This window comes from Streptomyces sp. NPDC014676, from assembly GCF_043084105.1.
Lineage (GTDB): Bacteria > Actinomycetota > Actinomycetes > Streptomycetales > Streptomycetaceae > Streptomyces.
Genome location: NZ_JBIBZI010000025.1, coordinates 38,585 through 63,804, shown reverse-complemented (window position 1 = coordinate 63,804; position 25,220 = coordinate 38,585). Strand labels below are relative to the sequence as shown.

Sequence of the window (25,220 nt, the reverse complement as noted above, 5' to 3'; positions counted from 1 at the left end):
TGACCGGATAGCCCTCGCGCTGGAGGTTCTTGATCACGCCGTTCCAGCTCGAGGAGTCCGCGAACGCGCCGTGCACCAGGACGACCGTCGGCTTCCCGGCAGCCGGACGGGGGTGGTGGGCCGTGCCGGTGGCGGCGGCGGGGTGGGTGGCGAGGAAGGCGGCCGCTGCGACGGCACCTGCGACGCCGGTGGCGATGACGGTGCGCCTGGAGAGGGAGCGGCGTCGTGCAGTGCTGTTCATGGTGGGTCTCCTTCTGGGGCGAGGTGTGGTTCGCGGGGTGGTCCGGCGAGCCGGACCACCGTGCGTCCGGGCCATGCCGGCTCGATGCCGTGGTGCGTCGTGGTGGCCGTGCCGAGCGGGTCGCCGGTACGGCCACCAGCAGCACGATGTGCAATATATTGCATGCTTCATGACGGCGGTGTCAAGGATCCGTCACCGCGCCCGCTCCGGCGGCGAGTGCCCCGTGCCGGGCTCACGGTCTCGATCACGCGAGAGGCCGTGCGAAGGGAATATGGGCCGGGTGTCCGCCGGTGCGGCGTCATCGTGCGATGTGCGGGGACGGTGGCGTCCGCCTTCACCCATCGCGAGCCAGCGGCCACCGCGGGGTCGGCTCCGGTCCGTGCCCCTCGGCTCCGTGGAGGCCCCACACGGCCGAGCGCGCACCCGCCCGGTCCGGATCGACGTGGGAGCCGGATCCGTCGAGGACCAGGCGGTGGAGGGTGGCCCATGCCCTGTCCTTGGCTTACTCCGTGCACCAGCGAGGAGCCGTCGTCCGGACGACCCGAACGACTCGGCCGGGCCGACGCTCCGGCCGGTCGGCCGCGTTCCCGATCCGACGGGTGAGGCAGCCGTACCCAGGAGTGGCCGGAGCGGATGCGGCGAACACGACTCCATGGCACTTCGGCCGCAGGACCACCCGCTCCTCACTGGATTCGACGACCGCGGTGATCAAGAGGCCCTTCGTCTCTCACCCCGGACCGGCCGGCCCACCCGTTCGACCGGGCCGTCACGGGCTCCCGAGCCGCACCCGGCCGATGCCCCGGGCCTGTGTGGATGCCTCCCGGCATCCGCGCGGAAAAAGAGGGGTGAGGCCACGGCCGGGGCGCCGCGGTCGATCCGGCGCGAGACCGCCGGCACCGTGAGTACGTCCCGCGAACGACGTCCGAGCCCTCCGCATCGGCTCCCCGCCGACGGACGGATCGTCCGGATCGCCATGCGGACGAGACTGTGCCACGCGCTCCGCGGAGATCCGTTACCAGGTACCGAACACGGCACCCAGGTGCGTGCCCAGGAAGTGTCCGGTTCCAGGAGCCACGCCGGCGATCAGGCAGGCGACCTCGACGGGAGGCGGAAGGAAGTCGCCGTCGTCCCCGCGGCGGTACACGCCCAGCCCCATCTTCCGCATGAAGGGCGTCATCGCCTCCGGATCCGTGCCCTCGAGGGCGGGCGCGCCTCGTTCCAGCAGCTCCGTCTCGTCGTCGCGGTACACAGCGACCGGTTCGCCGTTCCGGTACCAGGCGAGAAGGCATTCACCGTCGAACCCCGCGTGGTGGACGACGGCCTGGGTCCGTTCGGAGAGGTCCCGCGCACGCTCCATGCCCTCGACCCCGCACGGCTCGATCAGCATGACCCAGTCGTCGACGGACACTGCCAGCGCACACCTGACCGGATCGTCGTCATCGCCGGAAGAAGCCGCCGAGACAAGGTCGTCGTACGTCATCGGCCGTACGGTGGCGGGCTGGGCGCCCAGCCGTAGCAGCGCCTCCCGCGCATCGACGCGTTCCACCCATGTGATCGTGCTGGGTCCGGACAGATCCAGCAGGTCGAACCAGTCCCTTGCCACACCGCTGCCGGCCGGGCGCACCGGCTTGGCCTTCTCCCCCGCTTCCCGGCGTGCGTACCGCCGTCGGAGCTTGGCGAGCCGCGCCTCTTCCTCAGCGGTCCGGCTGTCGAAGAGCTCGTTGCCCTCCTCGTCCAGGAGCACGATGTCGCCCACGTCGCGGACGACCACCGCGGAAATCGTGAACGACATCGGGTCCAGCAGAAAGCGGCCCGTCCATCTCTGGAGAACCGTGGAGTCGGTGCCCGCACGCAGTACACCGTCCTCTCCGAGGGTGATCACCGCACCGGGCTGTCCTGCCTTTCGCACCCACACGTGCCGGCTCCCGTCCTCCGTGTCGGACGGCGTATGCAGCAGGGTCCGGCCCGCCGGTGTGTGAGTCAGCGTGTACTGCCCGTCCGCGGACACGATCGAATCCGCGAGGATCTCGCCCCGCCGCAGCCGGTCACCGCTCGCCGGCCGGTAGCCGGCCAGGACGTCCGCGTCGAGGGGATCATGGCTCCACCGTACGTTGCCGTCGGGGTCCACCAGGACCAGACGTCCGTCGTCCCGGACCTGCGCGGCGGTCACCCGCCGGTCGGCTTCTCCCGACGACCACACCCGAGCCCCCTGAGGTCCCTGCAGCGTCAGAAAGCCCTCCTGAAGAAGGGTCAGCCTTCCCGCCGCGGGCATCGGCTCGCCCATCCGCCAGACGTCACGCATTCCACGGTTGTCCCGCAGCGCGATCGTCCCGTCCCGGCGGTGTTCCAGAGCATATGCGCCGCCGGGTGAGACCAGGGACTGCAAGGACAGGGAATCTCCGGCACGCAGTGTGGCCTTTTCCCCGATTCCCATGGCAACTCCCGCTCGTGGCACAGCTTTTCGCGTTGTGGGGCAGGCACCGCCGCCACCGCTCCTCACTCTGCCACAGTGGGCCGGGAGCTCCGACCGGTCCGTTCGGAAGGCTGCCGTGGGCATCGCCCGCGCCTGCGCAGGACCACGCCGGCCGGGACCACGTCCTATACGACGCCGGACAGGTCGCTGCCATAGGTGAGCCCGCAGAAACCCGGCCCGCCCCCGCCGGATTCCCGCGCCGGGTCGATCAGCCTCGACTGCGGGTCGAGGTCGATCGACATCACCCTGCCCGGTGCGGACCGCGGTGCCCGCACCGGGCTGAACGCGCTGTGCGTGAACCAGCGGACGGTGCCTTCGTAATTGACGGCCCACAGCTGGTCGTCGGGCAGCACACCCATGACGAGCGACCGGGCGCCCTCTCCCGCCCGCAGCAGGAGTTGCTCCAGCCGTGCCACCTCCTCGGGCACCGGTCCCTCCCATGCGCGTTTCGCGCGCGCGTACCGCGCGTGCTCACCGGCCGGAGCGGCGGGCGCGTCCTTTGCCGCGGTGGCCGTCCGGACAGCGGTCGGCGCCTCAGGCTCCAGGTGCCGGCCGCGGTACTGCCCGAGCAGGGTCTCGGCTGTGGTGATCAGTTGCCGCACGGTCTGCCGGCGGGACTCGTTCCTCGTGCCCGCCGCGTAGGCCCGCGCCCGGTCGACGAGCGTGCCGAGCACCTCGGCCCGCCGCACGGCATCGTGCGCGTCCGTTTGCCCGTACTCGTTCAGCAACCGGTCGAGCTCCGTTATCCGTGAGAGCGACCGCAGCGCGGTTCCCTCGCTGGTGAGTTCCAGGAAGGTCGCGGGGTCCAGGAGATCGGGCGTGCCCGTACCGGTCGGCTCGGTCTCCAGGGTCGTGGGCCGCGTCGTCCGGTCGGCCTCGCGGGCGACGGCGGCCGGCTGGGCGTTCTTGTACAGGACCGCGGTGACGGGTGTGCCCACCCTCTCGCCGATTCGCCGGGCGGTGTTGGCCAGCCATCGCACCGCTTGGTCCGGGGGGAGGCTCGGCCGGATCTTGTTGCTCATGTAGCGGCCCGACTTGTCGGTGAGTTCCCACCGGCCCGCCGCCTGGTTGTAGGCGAGCTCTCCACTGATCCGGCCCGGACGGACGACGGTGGTGCCGTCGGCACGGAACCCTGCGGCGACCGTGGGGTGCCCCTGGTTGTCCAACGCCGCCGTGAGCCGCTCCAGCGTCAGTGACTCGTCCGCCTCCCGCATGCGGGAGAACAGTTCGTGCAGTTCGTCCTCCGTCATGACGTCGAGGACCTTGTCGCTGCCTATGCTGATCTCGCCGTCCTCGTCCACCACGTAGTGCCAGACACCGGAAGTGCGCTCCAGCAGCGCGGGCTTGAAGTCCTCCAGCCGGTACCACAGCGGGTTGAGGCGGACCTGCCGGGAGTCCCGCTGGTCGCGTTCCCGCTCCTTGACCTTCTTGGGGCCCGCCAGGGGACCGTAGGCGCGGTCCAGTTCCTCGGTGCCCGTACCCGCCACGAACGCGCCGTGAGCGATGACCGGCTGTTCGGCGTCCTTGGCCGCGAGCGGGGTTCCCAGGACCTCGCTCAGCACCGCGGCCGCGTTGCGCACCCACTGCGTGACCGTGGACGGCGGTACCCCGGGACGGACCTGGGGGCCCACGTAGCGGCTGGACGCGTCGATCGTCCAGCGGCCGGTGAGCGGATCGGTGAACAGCTCACCGCCGACGCGGGCCGGGCCGACGGCCGTGGCTCCGGTCCCGTCGAAACCGGCGGCGATCGTGGGCACCCCTTGATCGTTGAGCCGTCCGCTCAGCTCCTCGACGGTCAGATCGGGGTGGACCCTTCTCATCGACTCGAAAAGCCGCTGCCGTTCCTCCTCCCCCGCGATGTCCCATACGTTCTCGCTGCCGAGGAAGAACCGGCCCTCCTCGTCGATCGCGTAGTGCCAGACGCCGCCACGCTCCAGGAGGGCGGGCTTGAAGTCCTCCAGGCGGTACCACAGCGGATTGAGCCGCACTTGCGGCGGCGTCCCGTCGTCCTTCTCGCCGGTCTTCACGGTCTTCGGCGGCACCACGGGCCCGTACAGCTCGTCCAGTGAACCCGTCCTGTCCCTCCCCGTGTCGTGGACCTCGTGGGGAACACGGTGGTCCGCTTCCCCGCCCGACACGGTGTGCGGCGGCCGCTCGCCGGCCTCCGCACGAGGGGGGGTCAGGGCCGTGTCCGGGCCCGGCGCGTCCTCGCCCGCTTCCGCGGCGGTCGCCCTCGTGGGCTGTTCGGGCCGCTTGCCCTCCCGGATCTCCCTCCTGCGCTCCCGGTCGGCCGGGCTCGCGGGTTCCTCGGGCTCAACCTCCACGGGGGCGCCGGACCAGGTGCTCCGCGGGACCGCCGCCAGATAGGTGTCCTTCTGCCGGTAGACGGTCACCTGCCCGCGCGGGCCGCGGGCGTCCGGGTCCGCCCACGGATACGACCGGTGGGAGCCGTCCTCGTGGACCACGGTGAGGTCGACGCGAAGGTGCCGCGCGGTCAGGGCCGCGGCCAGATCCGCCGTCTCCTCGTTCCACCGGCGTGCCGTTCTCAGGTTCAGCCGGACCAGGTCGAGCCGTTGCGCCGTGGTGAGGCGGACGCGCACCCGCTCCGGCAGCAGACCTCCGCCTCCGGAGGTCTCCCGGGAGAAGGCCGCGGTGTCCGTCCGCGGGAAGTCGCGGCGGGAACCGAGTACGCGCCGCAGCTCCGCAGGCCGGAAGACGGCGTGCGGGTCGAGCGGGGTGCCGGCGGGAAGGTGCGGGCTGCGGGACACCATCGACGCCAGCTGGTCCGAGGCGCCGACGACACGGTTGTTCCTGGCCCGGATGACGGCCGCGTAGAAGCCGTTGCCGTCCGACTCGGTCCGGTGGAGGTCGAGGACCCGGCTTCGCCCGGTGGGACCGTACTCCGTCAGGGTGCGGTGGTCCGCCCCGGCGTCGTAGTACCGGGACGGCCGGCCTGCTTCGGCCGGCCGCTGCCACGGCGGCCGGACGTGCGCCGGCCGCGCGGAGGCGCTCCTCGGCTCCGGCGCGGGGGCCCCGCCTTCCGCGCTCCGCTTCTGCGCGGCCTCCTTCCCCGGCACCCGCGACGCTCCGAAGGTCACCTCCGGCGGTTCCGCCGTGCCGCCCAGCAGCAGTCGTCCGTCCTCGGTGGCGGCCAGCTGGTGCCAGCGGGTGAGCCGGTCGGCACCCTCCCGTACCCGCGCGTACTCCTCCGCGGCCGCTTCCGCACGGGCCGACCGGACCCGCAGCTCGGCGATGAGGGAGTTCAGTTCGGCCCGCGCGGCGTCCAGGGCGGCGCGCGCCGAGGAAGCCCGCTCCGCCCTGGCCAGGACGGCCTCCAGCTCCTCCATCTGCCGGTCCCTCACCTCGTCCCACGCGGTGCCGGCGGGACCGGCGGCGTCCCGCTCCTCCCGGAGCACGCGCAGGGCGTCCCGGGCCGCCGCGACGTCCGGCGTCCCCTCCCCGGCCTCCGTCTCCGCCAGGGCGGACTCGGCTGCCTCCACATCGGCCTGCAGCTGGGCTCCCCGGCCCCGCCGCAGGTCCCAGTACTCCTTGTCGGCCGCGGTCCACGCCTTGTCGGCCCGGCTCACCTCGTCCCAGGCCCTGGCCACCGCCGGCGGGAATCCGATGTCGTCGACGAGGCCCAGGCGGCGCGCGACGTCCTCGCGTATCCAGGCGAGGACGGTCGTCCTCGTCTCCACCACCAGCGGCTCTCGTCGCGGGTTCCCGAAGACGCTCCGGAACACCCTGCCCACGCCGCTGTCCTTCACGTGGTGGCGGACCTCGGCGACGCTCAGCCATGTCGTGGGAATGGCGAACAGGAAGGTTCTGGCCTGGTCAGGCTTGGCGTTGACCGCGCCGAGCCGGGCGCTCGACACGTCCGTCCCGGCGGAGTCGGCCTCCTGGGCGCCGGCCCCGGTGCCCATCTGGTTCGTTCCGGTGCTCGCCGTGGACGTGGTCGGCCCGGCCGCGAGCACCTGCTCCGACACCCCGTCGTAAGAGGCGTGCGCGCCGCCGCTCCGCGTGTCCCGCCGGGACGCCTCGAACCGGAGCCCGTCGGCCACGGTCAGGAGCTGCGCGCCGGAGAAGTCCGGCTCGGAGTGGAGCGTGAGGGTGGCGTCGGCACTGTCGAAGACGCCCCGGTGGCGCACACCGGCCACCTGGTGGCCGTCCGGTGCGAGTGCCCGGTCGAAGAACGCCGTGAGCATCCCGCTCGACGTCCCGTCCTCCAGGCTCTGGGCCGCGCCGGTACCGGAGCGGGTCAGCGGGGTGTTCCTGGCCCGCGCGAGCGTGTCCTCGGTGATCTCGCCGCCCACGGGCAGTGGCAACGACGTGTCGTAGGAGGCGCCCAGCGCGGCCGTGTTGGCCGCGTGGAGCTGATCCAGACCGATGATCCGGCGGACGGCGAAGCCCTCCGGGGGCAGGACGAACCGCCGGGCCTGCCCGTCGGCGCCACGGCCCGCGGCGTGGTGCCGGGCGCCGGTCCGTGGAAGCCGCGGTACGTCGATGCGGCGTGGCGCGCCGTACGTCCGCGGCACGGCCGGCGCGAGGGGGTCCTCCCGCGGATCCGTCGCGTCCCCCGCCGGGGGGTCCGGCCGCATCAGGCTCAGGGGGAAGTGCTCGACGAGCCGTCCCGCGTCGGCCTCGGCCGACACGGTCAGCCGCCGCCGGCCGGCGAGCGCCCGCCCCAGCTGCCGGGCTTGCCCGGCAAGGCGGTCGGTCCGGCCCTGAGGCGGATCCGCCGGCCCGGTGTCGGTGATGTCCAGGGTCAGACGGAGCATGTACCGGGTGGCGTACTCGCCGTGTGCCTGGGTGGTGATGACGGTCGTACCGTGAACCGTGCCCTCGCTCCGGGACTGCGCGACCGTGCGCAGCGTGGAGCCCGTATGGACGTAGGTCGGCCCGGCGGTCTTCACCGGGTCGGCGTGGACGTGCGCTCCCTCGGAGACCGCGATGCCGAGCATGGCCCCGGAAGCCCGTGCTCTGGCCGTCCCCCGACTCTCCGCCGCGTGAAGGCCCTCCCACAACTCCGCGCTGTGGCCCAGGCCGCGGAATCGCCCGGCGTCCTCGGTGACCGGGATCAGTTCCCCGCGGATGCGCATCCGGCGGGTGCCGACCCAGGCCTGTACCGTCTGTGAGCCCCAGCGGCCGATACGCCCCGGCATCGAGGCCCCCGAGCCGGTCATCTCCTTGCCGATCGTGCGCACGACCCGGTCCGACACCAGCCGTCGCAGCTGGTCCCGGTCCGCCGCCGGCAGCCCCAGGGGAAGCAGTCGCTTCTCGAACTCGCGCAGTGCAGCGGTCGTGTCGAGCGAGTTGACGGGCCAGCTGCCGAACGGGTGTTCCCGAAGCCACGGCAGGGGAGACCAGGAACGCCCGGTGTACAGGGGCACGGGCCCGAAGCCGTCCCTCAGCAGCCCGAGCCGGTGGGCGCTCTTCTCCGGAAGGTGGCCGGCCCAGCCGTGTTCGACCTCGATCCGCCGGCCCGCGGCACCGGCCATGGAGCGCGGTACATGTGACCAGCCGGAGGCCCGTTCGCCGATCCGGCTGGAGACGGCCGCCACCTCATGCGTGACGGAGGCCGAGACCAGGACATGACGCCCCATGTCCTTCCGGATGGTCTCCGTCAGTGCGGACCGGGAGACCGACACCGCCTCGGTCGTATCCCGCCGGTACGGACTGGCGACGGCGGTGTAGACGCCGGTGCTGCCGTCGCCCGCCTGGTGGGAGTCCAGATAGCCCGCCTGGCCGCCGAGGAAGAGATGGGACGTCCTGGTCTGCCGGCTGGTCACCTGGGTGACGCCGCCGAGAAGGATTTCGCCCTCGATCCTCACCGCCTTCGTCCGGGCCACCAGGTCGTCCCCGAGGGAGGTCCGGTGCGCCAGCGCCGTGGTCCGGTCGAGATAGGGCGACTGGGTCCACACCGAGGGCATCCGCCACCCCCTGGGGGCGGAGCTCTGGTCGAAGTTCGCCGTCAGGCTCGTGCTGTCGAAGAGGTTCGTCACCGCCCGGTGACCCACCGCGCCCGGCACCGTCAGGGTCCACGAGCCGCCCGAGGCGTCCGAGAGCACCTGTTCCACCGCGGCCCGCACCTGTGCGTCAGCGGTGACGGAGACCGTCTGGAAGGGATGCTCCGTCAGGACCGACGGCGTGCGGCGGGTGACGTCCCGCAGAAAACGCGGAGACATCAGGACCAGGTCACGGGCCTCGGAGGGCTCGATGACCTGCATGGGCCGGGGGTTCGGGGGTGCGGCCGCCGGGGCCGCCGGCGTGTGTTCGACGGGCACGCCGAGCAGGACCCTTCCCACTCCGGGCGCGTCCTCGTCCGCCGTACCGTCCGGTTCCGGCGCGAGGAGTGTGGCCGGCGTCGCCCTGTGGACGAACATCCCGGTGCTCAGCACGTTCAGGGACAGCACACCCCGCATCCACCGGCGAGGCCGCCAGAAACCGCCTGTCTCGGCGCGCAGAACGAGTGCGTAGCTGTACAGGTGGGCCCCGCCGGTACCGGCCGACGTGGATTCGTACGTGGCCGTGTGCCCGTAGCCGGTCTCGGACTCCTTGCGGCTTCCCGCCCGTGCGCCCACGGACCACGTGCCCGCGTGCTGCGGACGGCCGATGCCGTCGACCGCGGTGCTGCGCAGGGAGACCACGGCTTCGAGGCCGCCCTGTATTCCGCGCGCACCGGTCTGCCGGCCCGTCAGGTTCTCGCCGCCCGGGGCGCTGTGGCGCAGCCGCAGGTCCTGATGCGTCCCCTCGTACCGTCTCCCGCTCAAGGCCGCGTCCACCCATACGTGCCGGTATCCCTGTGAGAAGGGACCGGAGTCGAGGAGGTCGAACCGCAGGCCGGTGGTCGTCATCGTCTCCAGCGCGGAGGCCATGCTCTGGTGCGAGAGGCTGTTGAGCACTTCCAGGGTGTTGTTCACCACGGTCTCGAAGTGACCTCTGTCCCGCCACCGGGGATCGTCGGGGTTGAGCTCGTGAAGGGGGGCGACCAGGCCGGGGTGAGCCCTGCCGATCTGCCGCAGCACGGAGTCCGCGAAGTGCTGCGCGAACGTGACGGCGCGGCCGTCGATCTCCCGAGTGGGGCTGCCGTCGGCGAAGGTGAATTCCTCCACCCGGCTCATGCCCAGCGTCGGTGGGTCATCGGCTGTCAGCCACGGCGGAGCCGCGGGTTCCGTCCCTCGCGCGGCCGCGGTGTCCTCCCCGGCCAGACGGCGGGCCTCGGTACCGGTCAGCCGCTCCAGCGACCAGGTCCGGAAGGTCTCACTGCGGGGTGGCGCACTCCATTTGTGCGGGGGGTTCTTCCGCAGCACCCCCCGCTGCCCCTCGTCACCGCGCGGCTCGGGCGGAGCCGCTCTGTGGTCGGGCGGCGCGGTGACGGTGACCTTCTGCCGCACCAGGTACAGGCCCGTCGCCACGTCCTTGGCCTGGCCGACCGTTTTGACGCCTCCGGTGCCGCCGAAGACGGAGCCGCGACCGCGTGAGGCACCGGCGCGGACGTTGAACCCCGCCAGGACACGCACATCCAGTTCCCCGCCTTCGACACCGAACAGATGCCCTCCGGGGCCCACCGTGGCACCGGCCTCCACGCCGAGGGAACTGCCCAGGTACCGCTCGTTGTGGGCGGTCGACTGTGCGGTGTCCCTCAGTTCCATGGCGGTGCTCTCGCTGACGAGGACCGCGTCCTCGGCTTCGACGACCACGGAGAAGACACCGAGCGGATCGCTCCCCGAGGGGCCGCGGAACAGCAGCGGGGTGAGCACCCGTCCCTGCTTCAGCACGCGGCTCATCCGGTGGAAGCTCTCGGTGGAGAAGAAGTCGTGGATCCGCACCGCGGCACTGTCGCCCTCCTTCACCCGGGCCTGCCGCAGGACCCAGTCCCGGATGTGCGCCACGGGCCCATGGGCCTCGGTGTTCGCCATCCGCACCCGGGACCGGGGGCCGAGCGTCAGGCGCCGGGGCAGGGAGTCCTCGAGCGGTACGGGCAGGGTGAGGTTGTCGGCGAGCCGCGCCAGCAGACCGTCACGGACGGCGAAACCGAAGGCCACCGGCCGCAGGGCCGTCCCGTCGGCCAGCGCGGGCCTCCCGCCCAGGTCAACGGGGCGACGTGAGGTGTCCGTCACCGAGAACCCGTACCAGACGTCGTCCAGGTGTGCCCGCGAGGTGCCGGCGCTGCGGGTCTCCGTCTGGTTCATCACCTGGTTCTGCAGGGAGTAGCGCGCCTGCTTGCCGACGGAAGCCTGGACGAACACCCGGCCCCAGGCGGAGAAGGCATTCCTGAGGGGGCCCAGCGGAACCGTGGGAGCCAGGGCCAGGGATGTGCTGTTCACCCGGATTCCGCCGCTGGTGACCGCGGAGCGCTGCATCGACTCGATCTTGACGGGCTTCTCGTGCCCGAACGCGAAGCGTTCCCACCGCCCGTAGGGGCGCGCCGTGACGGCCAGGACCCTCGTCCTCCCGTCCGCCGTCCGGTACGGGAACTCACGGCCGTCGGCGAAGAAGCTCCCCGGGCTGGATTCGAGCCCTTGCCTCACCATGTCCAGCAGGCCGAACCCGTCGTCCTCGGCCGCCGGGCGCGTCGCGGCCGATTCGTCCAGCCTCAGGGCGAGTTCCGCGAGGACCAGGGAGACGCCCCGCAGGGTGTGGCTGCCGTGGCCCAGGGCGAAGGAGCGGTTCACCACCTGCGTCGGCAGGCCGGTCAGCCGCGCACCGACTCCTCCGCTCATGTAGGGGGGCAACTGCGCGGAATCGGTGAACCGCACCGGGCCCTGGGTGGTCGGTGCCGCGGGCAGGCCGCGGTCCAGCCGGGGCGGCCTGCGGTCGTCCAGGTCCTCTTCGACCACCCCCGGACGGAACGCGGAGTCCCGGTGCGGGGGCACGGCCGCGAGGGGGCGGTCCTCCGGAATCGGGACCGGTCCGGATGTTTTTCCGTCGGGCGACGCCTTCGAGGCGGATGCCGATGCGGCCGCGTCACCGCGGGTGTCCCGGACGGCATGCCCGCGCGTGCCGGCCCTCAGGCCGGGTCCTGCTCCGGTCCCGAACACATCACGGAGCTGTAGCGACAGTTTTCGGGCCGGGTGGTCGGGGCTGTCCGGATCGATCCCGGAATCATCGAGGTGGATGCGTTCGGCGATCAGGCCGACCATCTTCTCGTGCAATTGCGCGTACCGGTATTCCGCCGAACCCGCCTCACGGATGATGGCAGGCGGCTGATGGGTCTCGTCGACGATGCCGGCCGCCCGCACGAGCAGATCCTGCCGCTCCTTCGGTTCGAGGGAGCCCACCGTCCTCTCGGCGCGTGCGAAACTTTCACCCCAAGGCCCCGGGACGTCTCCGGAATTCTCCGGAAAGGTGGCCGCCGGGCGCCGGTCCTCGACGGGGCCGTGTCCCCCTCGTGCGGGCCCCACCGCGTCATGTGCTTCTTCGTGCCCGGGAAGGACATCCCCGCCGTCCGCCCTGCGAACTGCTCCGGCCGGCGACCTTTCCGCGTGCAGTCGCTGGAAGTAGGCCGTCAGCGCATCCAGTCGACGGAGTGGATCAGCGAGCCTTTTGACGTCGCGCTCCACTTCCCGCGGAACAGTGAAACACACCGTACCGGCGGGGGAATCGACGCTGTCCATAGCATTCCCATCATGTGAACAGCCCCAGGGAAAGGAGGCCGGGCACCAGGCGCGGCAACGTCAATATATACACCCGCTTTTATCGCCCGAAAATCCAGGTAAATTTCACCGGGAATTCAACTCGCATTATGCGCTTGTTCGCGCATTGACCAGAGGGCGTGGCGCGGCCATCCGCATATCGGCGGGCGGGGGGACGAGCGACGGTGTCCGGAATTGTCGACGCGGGCGGGAATGCCGTCGCCCGGGCCCTGCGCCGCCATCGCCCGGGCCCCGGTGCGCCGTCGCACGCGCCGGGGTGTGGCCGAGGTCCCGGCGGATCTTCCGCGGACTCCGCATCAGCCCTCACCGCGCGAGGCCGGAAAGCCGCCCGGAAGGGAAACGCCGGGAACGCTCAGCGCCTCCCGGGCGGCCCGTCGGCGTCGCGCGGTGCCGGTCGCGGTGAGCACCTGCCGCGCCCCGGGCCGGAGCACGGACGCCGGGCTCTGCACCGGCCCCGTGCAGAGGATCCGGGAGGGCGCCGTGGGCTCATCGGCGGGCAGGGGGCACGACGGTCACGCACTCGGACACGGTCACAGGAACATGGCGACCGGATTGAGATCGGCTTCCGGTGTCGGCGTTGTCGACCACCCCAGTGAGACGGGGACGTCGTACAGCCTTCCCGGGGCGAACTGCGGCCAGAAGCTTCGCAGCCCCGGCACCATGACCTTGACGACGGGCAGTCCTATGTCCGGGCGCGTCTGGTCCAGGACCAGCATCTCCATCCCGCGCTCCTCGACGAGGCGGCGGGCCCGCCGGAGGTCGCCCGACAGGTCGTACGTACCGGCGGGCCGACGGTGCGGTCCTGTCAGGAGGGATGACCAGCCGTCCGGCGCGAGGTAGGGCTGGTTCTCCAGGGTCGCGGTGCGCCACCAGTGGGTGTCCGGGCCCTCCTGGTCCTGGTGGGGGCCGGAGCGGAACTCGATCAGCTGGGCGAGGAACTGGTTCATTTCCGTCAGTGCCCGGGAGACGGCCAGGGCCGGATCGAAGTGCGCGCCGAAGCCGAAGAGGATGTCCTCGCTCCCGCCTCCGGTGCGGCGCGACACCGCGGCGACGACGGGTATGCCCAAGTCGGACGTCAGGTCCAGGACCCATACGTCCCGGTCCTGCGCCGTGTAGGTGTCCTGCCAGCGCCTCAGGTAAGGGTGGTTCGCGTCGTCGAGGCGGACCGCCGGGCGGCGAACGCGGTTGTACCACCACAGGGCAACGCTGTCGCGCTCGACCAGTTCGAGAAAGCCCTGGAGAACCGCGTCCTCCAGACTGGCCCCCGCCGCGTTGCCGCTGGAGTGGGCCAGGGCGTGAACGGGCCCGGGCGGAGTGGGAAAGCGGTAGTACAAGTAGGCGCTGGGCACGTACTTGAGCCGGTTCCCGGTCAGCGACCACACCGGTGTCCAGGACACTTCCTGTGTGTCGTCGAGAGGGTCGGGCACCCAGCCGAAGCCGGTTCCCTGCCGGCGCCATTCCTCTCGTCGCCGGAACTGCCTGTCGCTGAAGTGCTGCAGGGTGTCAAGGCGGACGGCGTCGTCGCCCAGCGCGCGGGTGGAAGCCGTCAGACACGCCTCGTCCCCTTGCCAGACGCCGCAGTAGCGTTCGACGGCTTCACCGAGAGCGCTTGCCCGGGCCTGCACGTCGGACATCCCTTTTCCGGCGCTCTCGGTGCGCAGCACCCGCCGTACGGGGGCGGAACCCGGTGGCCGGCTCACCGCGAAGTTGTGCCCGGCACGGTAGACGTGCAGCAGGTCGGAACGCGTCTCCAGTCTGGTCAGCTCTGTGACCACCCCGGTGACCGGGCTCACCAGGTGTCCGTAGGCGCGCAGCAGGTGATCGGGGCCGCTGGCCCGGTATCCGCCGTCGGTGTCCGGCGCGGTGACTCGGTCGCGCAGTTCCACGGGCCGGTGGGCCCGAGCCGCCATCATGGCCGGATCACCGCAGGTGGGGCACTGCGGACGGCGGGTCACGTGGTGTCTGCCGGTATCCAGCGTCAGGGCGTCGAAGCTGAGCAGCGTGGGTGTCCGGTCTCTCAGTCCGGCGATCCACTGGGCGGCCCGGAGGACCGTCAGCCGGGCGGCCAGGCCGGTCGCCGTGGCGGATCCGATGCCGCCTCCCCGCGCCGCATGCTGTTCCACGGCCCCCGCGGCCGACTGGGGATCGGCCTCCCGGTGACTTCTCAGTCGCTGCGTCAGGCAGTGCCAGCATCCTTCGCCGTCGGCCTCCATGACGGGGGAGATCCATGCTGACGCCCCGGTCAGCCGGGCGACCATCCATGCGGTGGAGTCCTTGACGGCAGCGGCATGGAGGACCGTGAGCCGCGGATCCAGGAAATCATCGGCCGTCACGATACGGAGAACCTCTTCTCCGTCCCCAGCGCCTATGAGCAGCCCTTGTTCCCGCGCGGCGTGGGTGAGGGCTGCCATGTCGGGCCCGGTCCCGCCGACGGACATGAGGCGGACCGCTCGGCTTCGCATGGCGTCGCCGACCGCTTCCGGGTCCAGTCCCGCCAGCTCCCACAGGCCACTGTCGTGATCCTCGCGGTCCGTCGCGCGCTCCACCACCAGCCCCGCGGCCAGAAGCCGGTCCAGGGCCCGGTCGATCACGGCTGCGGGGAAGGAGGTGCCCAGTGCCTTGTGCAGAGCCGCACGGGTCGCACCACGGCGGAGCAGCGGAGCCATGTTTTCGCTGATCAGGCCACGCAGCAGGGTGTGGCGGTCCCGGGACACGAGGCGGACTCCTGTTCCCGGGTGGACCGCCATGTGCACGTGCCGGGGAAACCGCAGAATGTGAGCATCCATGACAACGAGCTTCCTTTTGCCGGCCTCAGGTGCGGGTTTGCGGGGAGGCCGCGAGCCCGCACCTGCCGGCTGCCGGATTTACCAGGGGGGTATAACGCAATAAGCGCGCTCGGTACGCCCGCCGAGCTCCTCGATCACGAGGTCTTCCTCGGTGATCTCTTCGACATCGATGTCATTCTGCATGATATGCCTCCGTTCCTCTGGAAAGGACAAAGCCGAATATAGCCCTTCCGTACTCGAGGAACACCGATGGACGGCGGTGAGGAAAGTAACTGTTTTGGTCACGCCGACGGTGAACCGGAACGGATTTCTCGCCGACGGTGGAGCCGGACGGGTCGAACCCGGAGGGAAAGGGCGATGCGGACGGCGCGAACGCTCCGTCCGACGTCGGACGGAACACATTCATTTCCGGCCGGAGCGGGCGGAACGCCGTCAATACCGTGACGGTCACCGACGGGGACGGCCGGATTCCGTCCGGCGGCCCGGCCGGATCCGGGAGTCGCACGGGCGTCACCCACGTCAGCCGGCCGGGGCCGGCCTGCCCCGCGGCAGGAATCCTCGCCGATGCCGGCCGCCGAGTACCGTTCCGTCCCTCCACCGCGGCCGGGGCCGGTGGGCTGCCGTCGCGCTCAGTGGGTGCACCGGCCCTACGGCGGATCCCGATGCCACCGGTCCCGGGCCCTCTCCTCGCGGCCGGCCCCGGACGTCACACCTTCGCTCCGACACCCTCGGACGCCAGGGACATGGAGGGACCGAGATTGTGCTCCTCCAGGACAAGGCGCAGGGCACGGAGCCCGTAGAAGCGCCGCGACTTCACTGTCCCCTTGGGTATGTCGAGGTCCAGGGCGACCTCTTCATCGGTCTTCTGGAGGAAGTAGGTGCGGTAGATCACCTCTCGATGTGTCGGAGACAGGGACCGGACAGCGACCTTGACGGTCATCGACGTCAGGACGACGTCGTCCGAGCCGGTCTCGGCCAGATCGGCAAGGCTCTTCTGGTCGATCTCGATCTCGGTCGGCCGGTTCCTGTTCCTGCGGTGCGCGTCCATCACCAGATTGCGAGCCACGGTGAAAAGCCATGGCCTGAGCATGTCGCGATCGGCGGTGCCGTATTTCAGCCAGCACCGCAGCAGGGTCTCCTGGACGATGTCCTCCGCATGGTGCACGTCTCCCCCGAGAAGACGCGAAACGAAGGTGAAGAGCGTGGGCAAGGACTCCTGGCATCCAGCAAGAAGGGACCGCTCCGACTCGTCGTCTCCCGTGGAACCTATAACGGGCCAGGACATCTCTTTTTCCTTCCGCTGAAGAATAGTTCCGGGGCCGCTCGGAGATTCCCTCGAGTGGTGGGGAAGCCTCCACGGCCTCAGCCACGCGACGGACGAACGGGTGGCCCCGGTGGCGCCCGTCCGGCTGACCGTCTCGGTGCCCGGGCCCCGACAGCGGACCTGCCCCCTTGCCGGCGTCAACGCGCGAGACCCACGAGGAGGCCCGACGGCCTCCTCCTCGCGCCTTCGGAACTCCTCATCGACCTCGGTGGCAACTGTGCTCAACCCCGTTGGGCCATCGGATTGGCGCAGGATTGACGTTCGATGGACGCGGACCGCGGCCGGCCTCCCACCCCGGGGGCGGGAAGCCGGCCGCTTCATTCGACGTCGCCACTCCGGAGTGCGGGAACGGCAGCGGGGGATGACGGTGCGGGAGGACGACAGCGGCCTTCGGCCGGCGTGAGCGCTACCAGGTCTTCAGCGAATGGACTTGGCCTGTCGGGGACTTCGGGGGCACCTTCCGTTCGGGAGAGGACGGCTCGGGACACACCCGTCAGCCGGCCGACGGGGCCGGGCGGAGCACACATCGCATACGTGCGGGGACCGCCGCCCGCGACACGAGCGGACTCGTGGCAGAGGCCGCGCGCCGAGCACCCCACACCGGGCTGAGCGCTGCCCGGTGTTCACCTGCGGGCGCGCGGCCGCAGATACGGCGTCCCGCTCCGCGGCCGCCCGCCGCGAGGACGCCGTTCCGCCGCGGATCGCGGAAGGGCCCTCGACGGTGCCGACCCCGTCCGGGAAGCGCGACCGTCGCCACGCCGCGTGTCGCGGCGTGGCGACGTACGTCAGGCACGGTCACGCGCTAGCCGGGCGGCCTCCTTGATCGGACCGCGGTGCACGGGGCCGTGACCGGGCAGGAGAGTGTCACCCTCGAACCGGCCGATGATGTCGAGGGAGGCTCGAGCACGCTCCCGATCGTGGTCGAACATGGCCGGCAGCAGTTGGGGGCCGCGCCTTCGTGTGGTGGGGTGCCCGCTGACCAGCGCGTCCCCGGACACCAGTATTCCCGCTCCGGGAAGGGCGTAGGCGCAATGTCCCCCGGTATGGCCCGGCGTATGAAGCGGCACGGGACGACCGGGCAGGTCCAGCGGTTCCGTCGGGTGAGGGAAGGGGACGGGCCCGGTGACGCGCGAGTCCTTCAGGCCACCCGCCCTGATGCTGTGTACGGCCCACGGTGCGACGCCCGGACGCCAGATGTTGCGCAGCACACGGCCCACTCCGACCTGGTGAAGAAACTCGCGACGGGCGTGGGGTATCTCGGCCTCGTGCGCGTGAACGGGCGTGCCATAGGTACGGCTGAGATATTCGGCATTCCCGATGTGATCGTTGTGCGCGTGGGTGACGAGGACGGCTGAGACCGACCTCGGAGTGTGTCCGAGGCGGTCCAGGGACGCGAAGAGCAGATCCCGGTCACCCGGGTAACCACAATCGACAAGGGTGGCGGATTCCCCCTCGCTGAGTACCACCCAGTTCGTATTGCTGCCATGGACGAGGTGTACGCCGTCGGCCACCTGGACAAGGATGTCATCCCACATTGTTTCGCACACTCTCGAAGAAGAAACGGCGCCCGGGGCGCCCCGTTGGTCCGATCAGGAAAATTTCGCCGGCGACGACGGAAGGAGGGACGTCGGCCGGCCGTCCGGTCCGCCTGCCGGATGGGCCGGACGACACGAAACGGATACTGCCGCGCGGTACGCGAACGCACCACGTCACAGACCACGCCGCCTGATTTCCCTCACATAACCCCCCATGTCCTGACCGGGCGTAACCGAGCAGAAATTGGCCGCGTTGAAGTTTTTCGCTTCGTCACTCAGGGCCAGTAGTTCTTTCGGGGGATTGATCAGGTTGGCGCTCGAATCCAGATCGAGGGATGCCACCTTCTCCCATGAGGAGTCCGGGGTGTAGGGCGTCCACGTGACACTCTTTCCGAGGACGTTGATCGCCCATGTATACACTACATCGTCTTCCTTCTCGCCCATGACAAGCGCCCGGGATCCGGCCTCGTGCTCCAGAAGCTTCGTCTGCAGGTATTTCACCTCGTCGGCCACCGACCCTTGCCACTCGCGCTGGCCGAGGGCGATCCGGTTTCGAATACGGATCCTGCTGCGGGACCCGTCCGGCGTCCGCGAGGGCGGCAACTGGGTGCGCCGCTCCATCTCGTTCACTCCGCCGGAATTCGCGGCTGCATCCCGCGACGCGACGGCCCCGGCGCCGTCCCGCACCCCGATCAGCCCGTCGTCCTGTCCCAGACGGCCGCCGGAGAGCTCGACCCGGTCCCGGAAGGTACGCGACTCCCCCGCCTCGAGCCGGCCCGGCGGAACACCCAGGACAGAGGCCGCGACGTTCTCCGCCAGAACTCGCTGGCTCATGTCGTCAATGAGTGTCCCGTGCTGGCTCACCACACGGTCTAGCGCCTTCTTGAACTCTTCCTGCCCAACGATCGGCTGGTCCAGTTCGTTCAGAAGCAGATTGACCGAGTAGAGGATTTCGTCCTCGGTGTGGACAGAATCACGGGACACGGCCGATGCATGCCGCGGGGTGGTTTCCGAGGAATTCGTCACGTCATTGATGAACTCGTCTCCCGCACTGAAAACGGTCTGCCAGCCGCTGTCGGGGGAAAGCGCTCCCGTCACCTTCGCGCTGACCAGTTCGTCCAGCATGCGGTCGATCTCCGCCAGGAGGCTGCGCATCTCCAGGGCGGTGGGCGGGGCGACGGCAAGACCGGCGGGTGTGATCGCCATCGCGCCGGTCTCCGTCACCTCGGTCGCCACCGCGCCGGTCTCCGTCACGCCGGTCGCCGTGGTCGGAGTCTCCACAGGAGTGACCCGGAGGGTTCCGTACCGCCTGCCCAGATCCCGGGAGAGCTTGGCCGCGGCGTCGTCGCCCTCGCGGTGCAGGACGTCGGCCACCATGGTGGCGAACTGCTCGAGAAGCCGTATCTGCTCGAGTTGATCCGGAGTGAACCCCTTGCCTGTCATCAACGGACGCTGGTGGTCGAACGCCACCCGGTACATCGCCCAGTTCATGGCGCGCCCGTATTCCTCCGCGGGCACCTTCCTTCCGTCCGTGAGCCTGCTGTTGGCCGACATATAGCGCGCCATGTCCTCGGAGGTGAGGCCGGCCTGCTCGCCCTTTCCGTCAGCCCATGTCCACGTCCCCTGCTCCACCATCGCCTTGACGAGGCGATGGGGCGAGGCGATCCACAGGGACGCCGGCGAGTGCCCGATCGCCGCGGACACAAAGCGCTCAGCGAACACAACGCAGTTGTACTTCAGGATGTTGTACTTGTTCTCCGCGTTCTCCATGGCATACCGGTACCCGTCGAACAGCTGGGCCGCTGAAATGGAGTAGGTACCCAGAACACGGACCCTCGGGTCCAGGGCATACCCGGCGTCATCTCTGATCGCGCCCTGCTCGTTCCACATTCCTTCCGTCGGATAGAAGCCGATCGTCAGGGGTTTCTCGGTTCCGGGCAGCCAGACGGTGACTGCCGCATGCCCCACATCCCGGGACTCCGCCCAGGACCGGCCTCCCGGATTCGCGATGATACCCACTTCGATATTTTCACGGGGATCCTCGAACGCCGACTCCAGATGCTCGCGCAGCGGCCGGACCATCTCGATGAACTGCGTCATTTCCTGCAGTTCCAGCAGTGTCCCGAAGGGCAGAGAGCGCAACGACCCATAGGTTATGCCCAGGCTCTGGGACTGTTTCACAGCCGCTGCCTCGCCATGCTTCAGGAACGTCGATGCAAGCATCGAACCGAACTTGTTCAGCATGTCAAAGCGGTACTGCTGCTCTTCTGTGGGTTCGTTCTGAACCAAAGGGCGCTGGTGGTCGAAAGCCACACGGTGCTCTGCCCATATCTGCGCATCAGCGACACTGTACGGAGAGGTTGAATCAGGATTGATGGACTCCTGCTTCAAATGCTGGACAGCCAGCCGGTACTCATTTCGATGCGTTTCATTCAGCTCGTCACTGAAGGAGAGTTTGTCGGCCCAGTCCCACGACCCCTGGAGCGCCTCGACGAGCTGACGCGGAGTCGTGACACTTCCAGTCAACGCCGAATTCTGGACCGCCGCGCGGACGAATCCGGCGACAAATTCGACACCTTCGAACCGCCGGGGGTCGGGAATCTTCTCAGCACGCTGCATCGCCCACTTGTACGATTCCAGCAGCTGCTGCGCGGTGACGCGGTGAACGCTGAGGACCCGGACCTGCCGATCAAGCACATAGTCTTTCCGGGTGTTGATCAGATTCTGCCCGGCAGCCATGCCGGGAGGGTAGAAGCCCAAAGTCAAAGGGGCCCGGTGGCCCGGCAGCCAGACGGCCACCGCAGCGTGCCCAGGGGTCCTCGTCCGGGCATCGCCCGGGCTGGCGACCACAGCCAGTTCGATGTCGGCGGTTTCCTGGCCCGCCACACGCTGAATGTGATCCTGGAGCGGCTTCAGCAGCGCGATGAAGTGCATCATTCCGTCCATGGCGCTCTCTATTCCTTCATAAGAGGCGTCATGATCCAGGAATCCAGCCGCAGTGGGCGTGAGGACGTCCTCCTCGTCCTCCTCGAAAACGGATCGAAGTATCCCCTCCTCACGGAAGGGCCTGTCCAGGCTGCCGGCGCCGCCCGCGGAAACCATGTCGTCGTGGAATTCCGCATGCCCGAACGGCGACGCTTCGGAATCGTGACGGTCCCAGGACGTGCGGCTCTGCCCCGCGACGGCCGTTCCCTCCGTCACGGATTCCGGGAGTGCGATGTCCTCGGCCACATCGGTGAAGGCAGCCGAGCCGCCCTTCACGACGAGTCCGTCGGTGGCCGCCGTGTCGAACACCCGGCGCAACCACTCCGAGACAAGCACCGCGTTCCGCTCGGCCGCCTCTCCTTCGCTGTTCCTGTCCAGGTACAACTGGTAGGCGACGACCGATCTGATGTTCTCGAGGAGCTCCTCGTCCTCCGTCCTCGGGCCGGAAATGTTCATGGGCAGCGCCCGGTGGCGTCCGTCCATCAGGCCCTGAGCCGCCGCGTGGTAGTCCAGCAGGGCTTTCTCACCGGCCTTCTGGAAGGCTCTCTCGGCCCTCTCGAGAAGGACCTGGAACACCTCCTCGCCGGCCGCCGCACGCTCGCCCTCTCCACCGGTGCGCTCCAGATCCCGCGGCACCGACACCACGGTCTCCCCGTGGACCAGGTGGACCGCGCCGTCGTCGATGAAGCCCTGGGCGTTCCGGCCGAAGAGGGACCCGTGGCCCAGGAGGGAGTCTCCGCTCGCGTCCTCCCCGAACCGCTCCGCGCCGACAGCCCCGTGGCCGGACTCCTCGACGTCCTCTGTCCGCCCCATGAGGTCCGGTTCGTCCTGCCCCGACCGGTCGTCGGCGAGCTGACGCTGCTGCACCGTGTCCGCGAGCGTCTCGACGGGGGTCTCGTGGGGTGCCCGCGTCTGCGGTCCGTCCTCTGCCGGCAGGTCGCGCAGCGTCGCCGCGCCGGATTCGGACCGGACGTCGTCGTCCAGGTGCTGCCCGGCGTCGGGGACGGGCTCGTGCCGGCTTAGCACGTACGCTGCCACGAGGCCGTTCCACTGCTCCTCCGGAAGCCGCCGGAAGTCGTCTCCGAACACTGCGAGGAGTTCCTGGTGAGCCTGCCTGACTTCGTCGTGCCCGGGAAAGACACCACTGTGCTGCAGCACGATCGAGCTCACGGCACGCACGGTGCTGGAGGCGCCGTCGTGCAGGACGTGGCCGAGCTCGACAGCCTGCAGGTCGAGCGGCAGGTCGGTGTAGCCGGAGGAGTGACGCTCCAGGAGCCCCTGATAAGCGTGGTCGATCTCCTCGGGGCTGAAGGAGTACTCGGAGTGGGACCTCAGCCAGTCGCGCACGGCGCTGGGCACGTCCGTCGCCCTCGGTTCGGAGCGCATCTGATCACGACGGGACGGCAGCGCCACGGAGTTCTGCTCCTCGGAGCGGGCCGCCGCGGTGTGCTCCCTCCTGAACCCGGGCGCGCCGGAGGACGTGGCGGTGTCACCGTTCGCCGTGACCTGCAGCTGCTGTGCCTCGCTCGGCGTCCGCAGTTCGGCGTCGGAGGAGGTCCTGTCCCGCCGCGGCTCGCCGTTGCCCTCGGCGGACGCCGATCTCGGAGCGCCGTTCTCCTCCAGCGCCTGTGGCGCCGGCACGTCCCCGTCGGTCGCCGTACCGAGGTCGGCGGGTTCGTTCCGGACCGTACGGCTCTCGCCGGCCACGGGCAGGGGATCGTCGTCCGTGGGGGAGCCGGCCGCGCGGTCGCGCCTGGTCGGGAACTCGATGTGGTCTTCCCGCAGTTCACCGAGCCGGGACTGGAATCCGTCCTCGAACGCGGACTCGTGCGCGAGCCAGGTCTCCGTCTTGTGCCCTGCCGGGGCGAACAACTCGTCGTACTTGTGCACCCGTTCGGTGCGGAAGTCGTTGCCCAGCCGGCTGATCGTGTCCTCGTTGAGCCGGAACGCCTCGGGGCTGTCGGGATGGCGCAGGATCCCGTGGAAGTCGTGTGCCGCGTCGGCGACCACGTTCTGCAGTTCCACCTCGTGCCGGACGGTGCGCGGAAGCGCCGCGCGCACATCGCTCTGCTGTCCGGCCCACCCGGCCTCGATGTCCGCCGAAGCGGTACGGCCCTCGTCCAGCGAGGTGGTGTAGTGGTTGCGCGCGTGTTCGCGCACCGTGTCGAGGTATTCCCCCAGGACACGCTCCCGTCCCGTCCCGCCGAGGCCGGCGAGCTCGTCCTCGCCCGGACGCGTCAGACGGCTCTCCGCGTAGGCGGTCTCCTCGGACAGTTTCGACTGGATGAAACGCTCCCGCGTGATACGTCCGGGAAGGTCCTCGATGGCGCGATCCGTCGCCAGGTCCCACTGCTCATGAGCGTCCTTGGCGGGGTTCTTCCCGAATATCCGGTCGTGGGCGGCCCGCAGGTCGCGCTGAAATTCCCCGCGTATGCGCGTCACGAATTCCGCACCGAGTGCGTCGCGTCCGCCGTTGCCGGCCGACTGCCACGCGATGATGTCGTCGAACCTCTCCTTCGTCATCGCCTCGATGCGGAGCTCTCGGACCGTGATCGCCTCGAGATCGTCGTACAGGCCGTTCCTGAGCCCGTCCAGCTGACGACGCGTGTCCGGAGGCAGTGCGGTCGCATTCTGGTCGTTGAGATAACCGCTGAAGATGTCGTTGAGCTTCTCCACCTTCTGGATGAAGAACGTCTCCAGAGGATTGAAATCGAGTGTTTTGTCCCGGAAGTAGTCCACTGGGCCTTCGGCTCGCCCCTCGGACGTGAAAAACACTTCGATACCGTCTTCGCCCGGCCCTCCCGGAATCTTTACCGGCCCTTCTTCCTCGGCAGCCGGAATTCCGTACAGCTTGGAGTCGTCCCGTACGAAGGTATCGAGCTTGGAGTCGTAGACGTAGTCCCGCGGTATCGAATCGAAATCCGGGAGAGCACGCCTGTACTCGAGCTCCGCGCCACCGGACCGAAATTCCGACACTTCCGCCTTGAAGTTCGAGGCCAGGATTTCGACCTGACGGGAACGCTCAAGGTATTTGTGTGCGTTCCTTTCCGCTCCCTGGACGATGCTGTCGAATGCCTCCGCGGAGACGAAACCCTTCGTTTCCACTTCGTTCCGGAACGCCTGGGTGATGTCCTTGCGCCAGGTCCACTTGGCGTGACTCACCTCGCGGCCGCCGAACTTCAGGTCGACGACCCCGAGTTCGTCGCCCGCCACATACCTCTCGAAGCCCTTTCGCCACGCGTCGTCGAGCTTCGGACCGAGTGCTTCGAGCCGGGCCTCCGCATCGACGACCAGTTCGTCGCGCCTGGCCTGAGCCTGGGTGAAATCGGTCCACTCCTCCACTGCTTTCGTGGAGCCGTCGGAGCCGAGGCCGGAGGAGTCCTGCGTGTGGAGGCTCGAGGTGTCGCTCGCGTCGCCGTCCCGGGAAACCGGCATGTGCGCGTCGTCGGCCGTCTGGCGGCCGCCGCTGTGCACCGGCCCGTCGGAGGATTCCTGAGCGCGAACCGCCCCGTCGGCCGGCCGGGAGCCGGTGTGGGCCGTGACGGACCCGATGTCGTGCTGCCTGTTGGGCGGCTGGTGGTCCGCGGAGAACTCCACGAGCCGGTCCGCCTGCCCCCGGACTCCGGAGGTCTCCGGTTCCGCGGACGTCTGCGAGCGCCCGACCGGGCCGTCCGACACCGGGGTTCCGTCGCCGGAGTCATGAGGACGTGTCCGGTTTTCCGGCCTGCCGCCGCCCCGGTTCACGGTGCCCGTGTCCACGCTTGCCTCGCGCACGTGGTCGGGCCCACGCGTGGATGCGGGCCTGCCGGTGCCGCCGTCCGCCACGCCACCGCGTTCCGCCACAGTCTGAGGGCTGTTGTGCGGGGCCGGGCCGGAGGGATGCGCGACCGAGCCGCCGACGCTGGTCCCGCCGTGGGGCAGGGCACCACGTGAGGTCCCTGTGCTCGACGCGACGGCCTCCCCCACGCCTTCCGGCCGCGGCGTCGGCGTGGAGACCGGCGGCGCCTCGTTCACCCCTGAACGGCCCATGGCCACCCCACGGCTGTCCCCCGTCGCGACATCCCGGGACACAGCGGGGGCATGCGTTCCCTCACGCGCGCTCTGCGGCGGCGAGTTGAGGAACGTGTCCGACGCCCGGGACACGGGAGTGACATCGCCCCCCTCCCGGACCGGCGGCGCCTGCCCGGCACGGCCGCCCGCGAACTGGCCGCCCGACGCCT

6 protein-coding genes and 1 pseudogene are annotated in these 25,220 nt (G+C 69.9%); all 7 read right to left on the bottom strand.

The features are described from left to right. A pseudogene (locus tag ACF1DX_RS37485) lies at positions 1-241 on the bottom strand (alpha/beta hydrolase); the annotation flags it as partial. 1,012 nt (positions 242-1,253) lie between these two features. After that, complete coding sequence (locus tag ACF1DX_RS37480; RefSeq protein ID WP_391795619.1) at positions 1,254-2,411, bottom strand: DUF6461 domain-containing protein; 1,158 nt, start codon at positions 2,409-2,411, stop codon at positions 1,254-1,256. A 428-nt stretch (positions 2,412-2,839) separates the two neighbouring features. Next, positions 2,840-11,995 carry a hypothetical protein gene (locus ACF1DX_RS37475; RefSeq protein ID WP_391795618.1) on the bottom strand — a complete coding sequence of 3,052 codons (9,156 nt, stop codon included), beginning with the start codon at positions 11,993-11,995 and terminating at the stop codon, positions 2,840-2,842. 905 nt (positions 11,996-12,900) lie between these two features. After that, positions 12,901-15,156 carry a TOMM precursor leader peptide-binding protein gene (locus ACF1DX_RS37470; protein ID WP_391795617.1) on the bottom strand — a complete coding sequence of 752 codons (2,256 nt, stop codon included), beginning with the start codon at positions 15,154-15,156 and terminating at the stop codon, positions 12,901-12,903. A gap of 706 nt (positions 15,157-15,862) precedes the next feature. Further along, positions 15,863-16,366 (bottom strand): sigma-70 family RNA polymerase sigma factor, encoded by a 504-nt coding sequence (locus ACF1DX_RS37465; RefSeq protein ID WP_391795616.1) that lies wholly within the window; start codon positions 16,364-16,366, stop codon positions 15,863-15,865. An 899-nt stretch (positions 16,367-17,265) separates the two neighbouring features. Next, positions 17,266-18,015, bottom strand: coding sequence for an MBL fold metallo-hydrolase (locus ACF1DX_RS37460; RefSeq protein ID WP_391795615.1), 750 nt, complete (start codon positions 18,013-18,015; stop codon positions 17,266-17,268). A gap of 174 nt (positions 18,016-18,189) precedes the next feature. Further along, the gene (locus tag ACF1DX_RS37455) at positions 18,190-25,143 is read right to left on the bottom strand and encodes a hypothetical protein (RefSeq protein WP_391795614.1); all 6,954 of its coding nucleotides are present in this window, start codon (positions 25,141-25,143) and stop codon (positions 18,190-18,192) included. Between the last annotated feature and the right edge of the window lie 77 nt (positions 25,144-25,220).

Coding starts and splice junctions, on each gene's coding strand:
- ACF1DX_RS37470 (WP_391795617.1), bottom strand. CDS start 15,156: ATGGATGCTCACATTCTGCGGTTTCCCCGGCACGTGCACATGGCGGTC.
- ACF1DX_RS37460 (WP_391795615.1), bottom strand. CDS start 18,015: ATGTGGGATGACATCCTTGTCCAGGTGGCCGACGGCGTACACCTCGTC.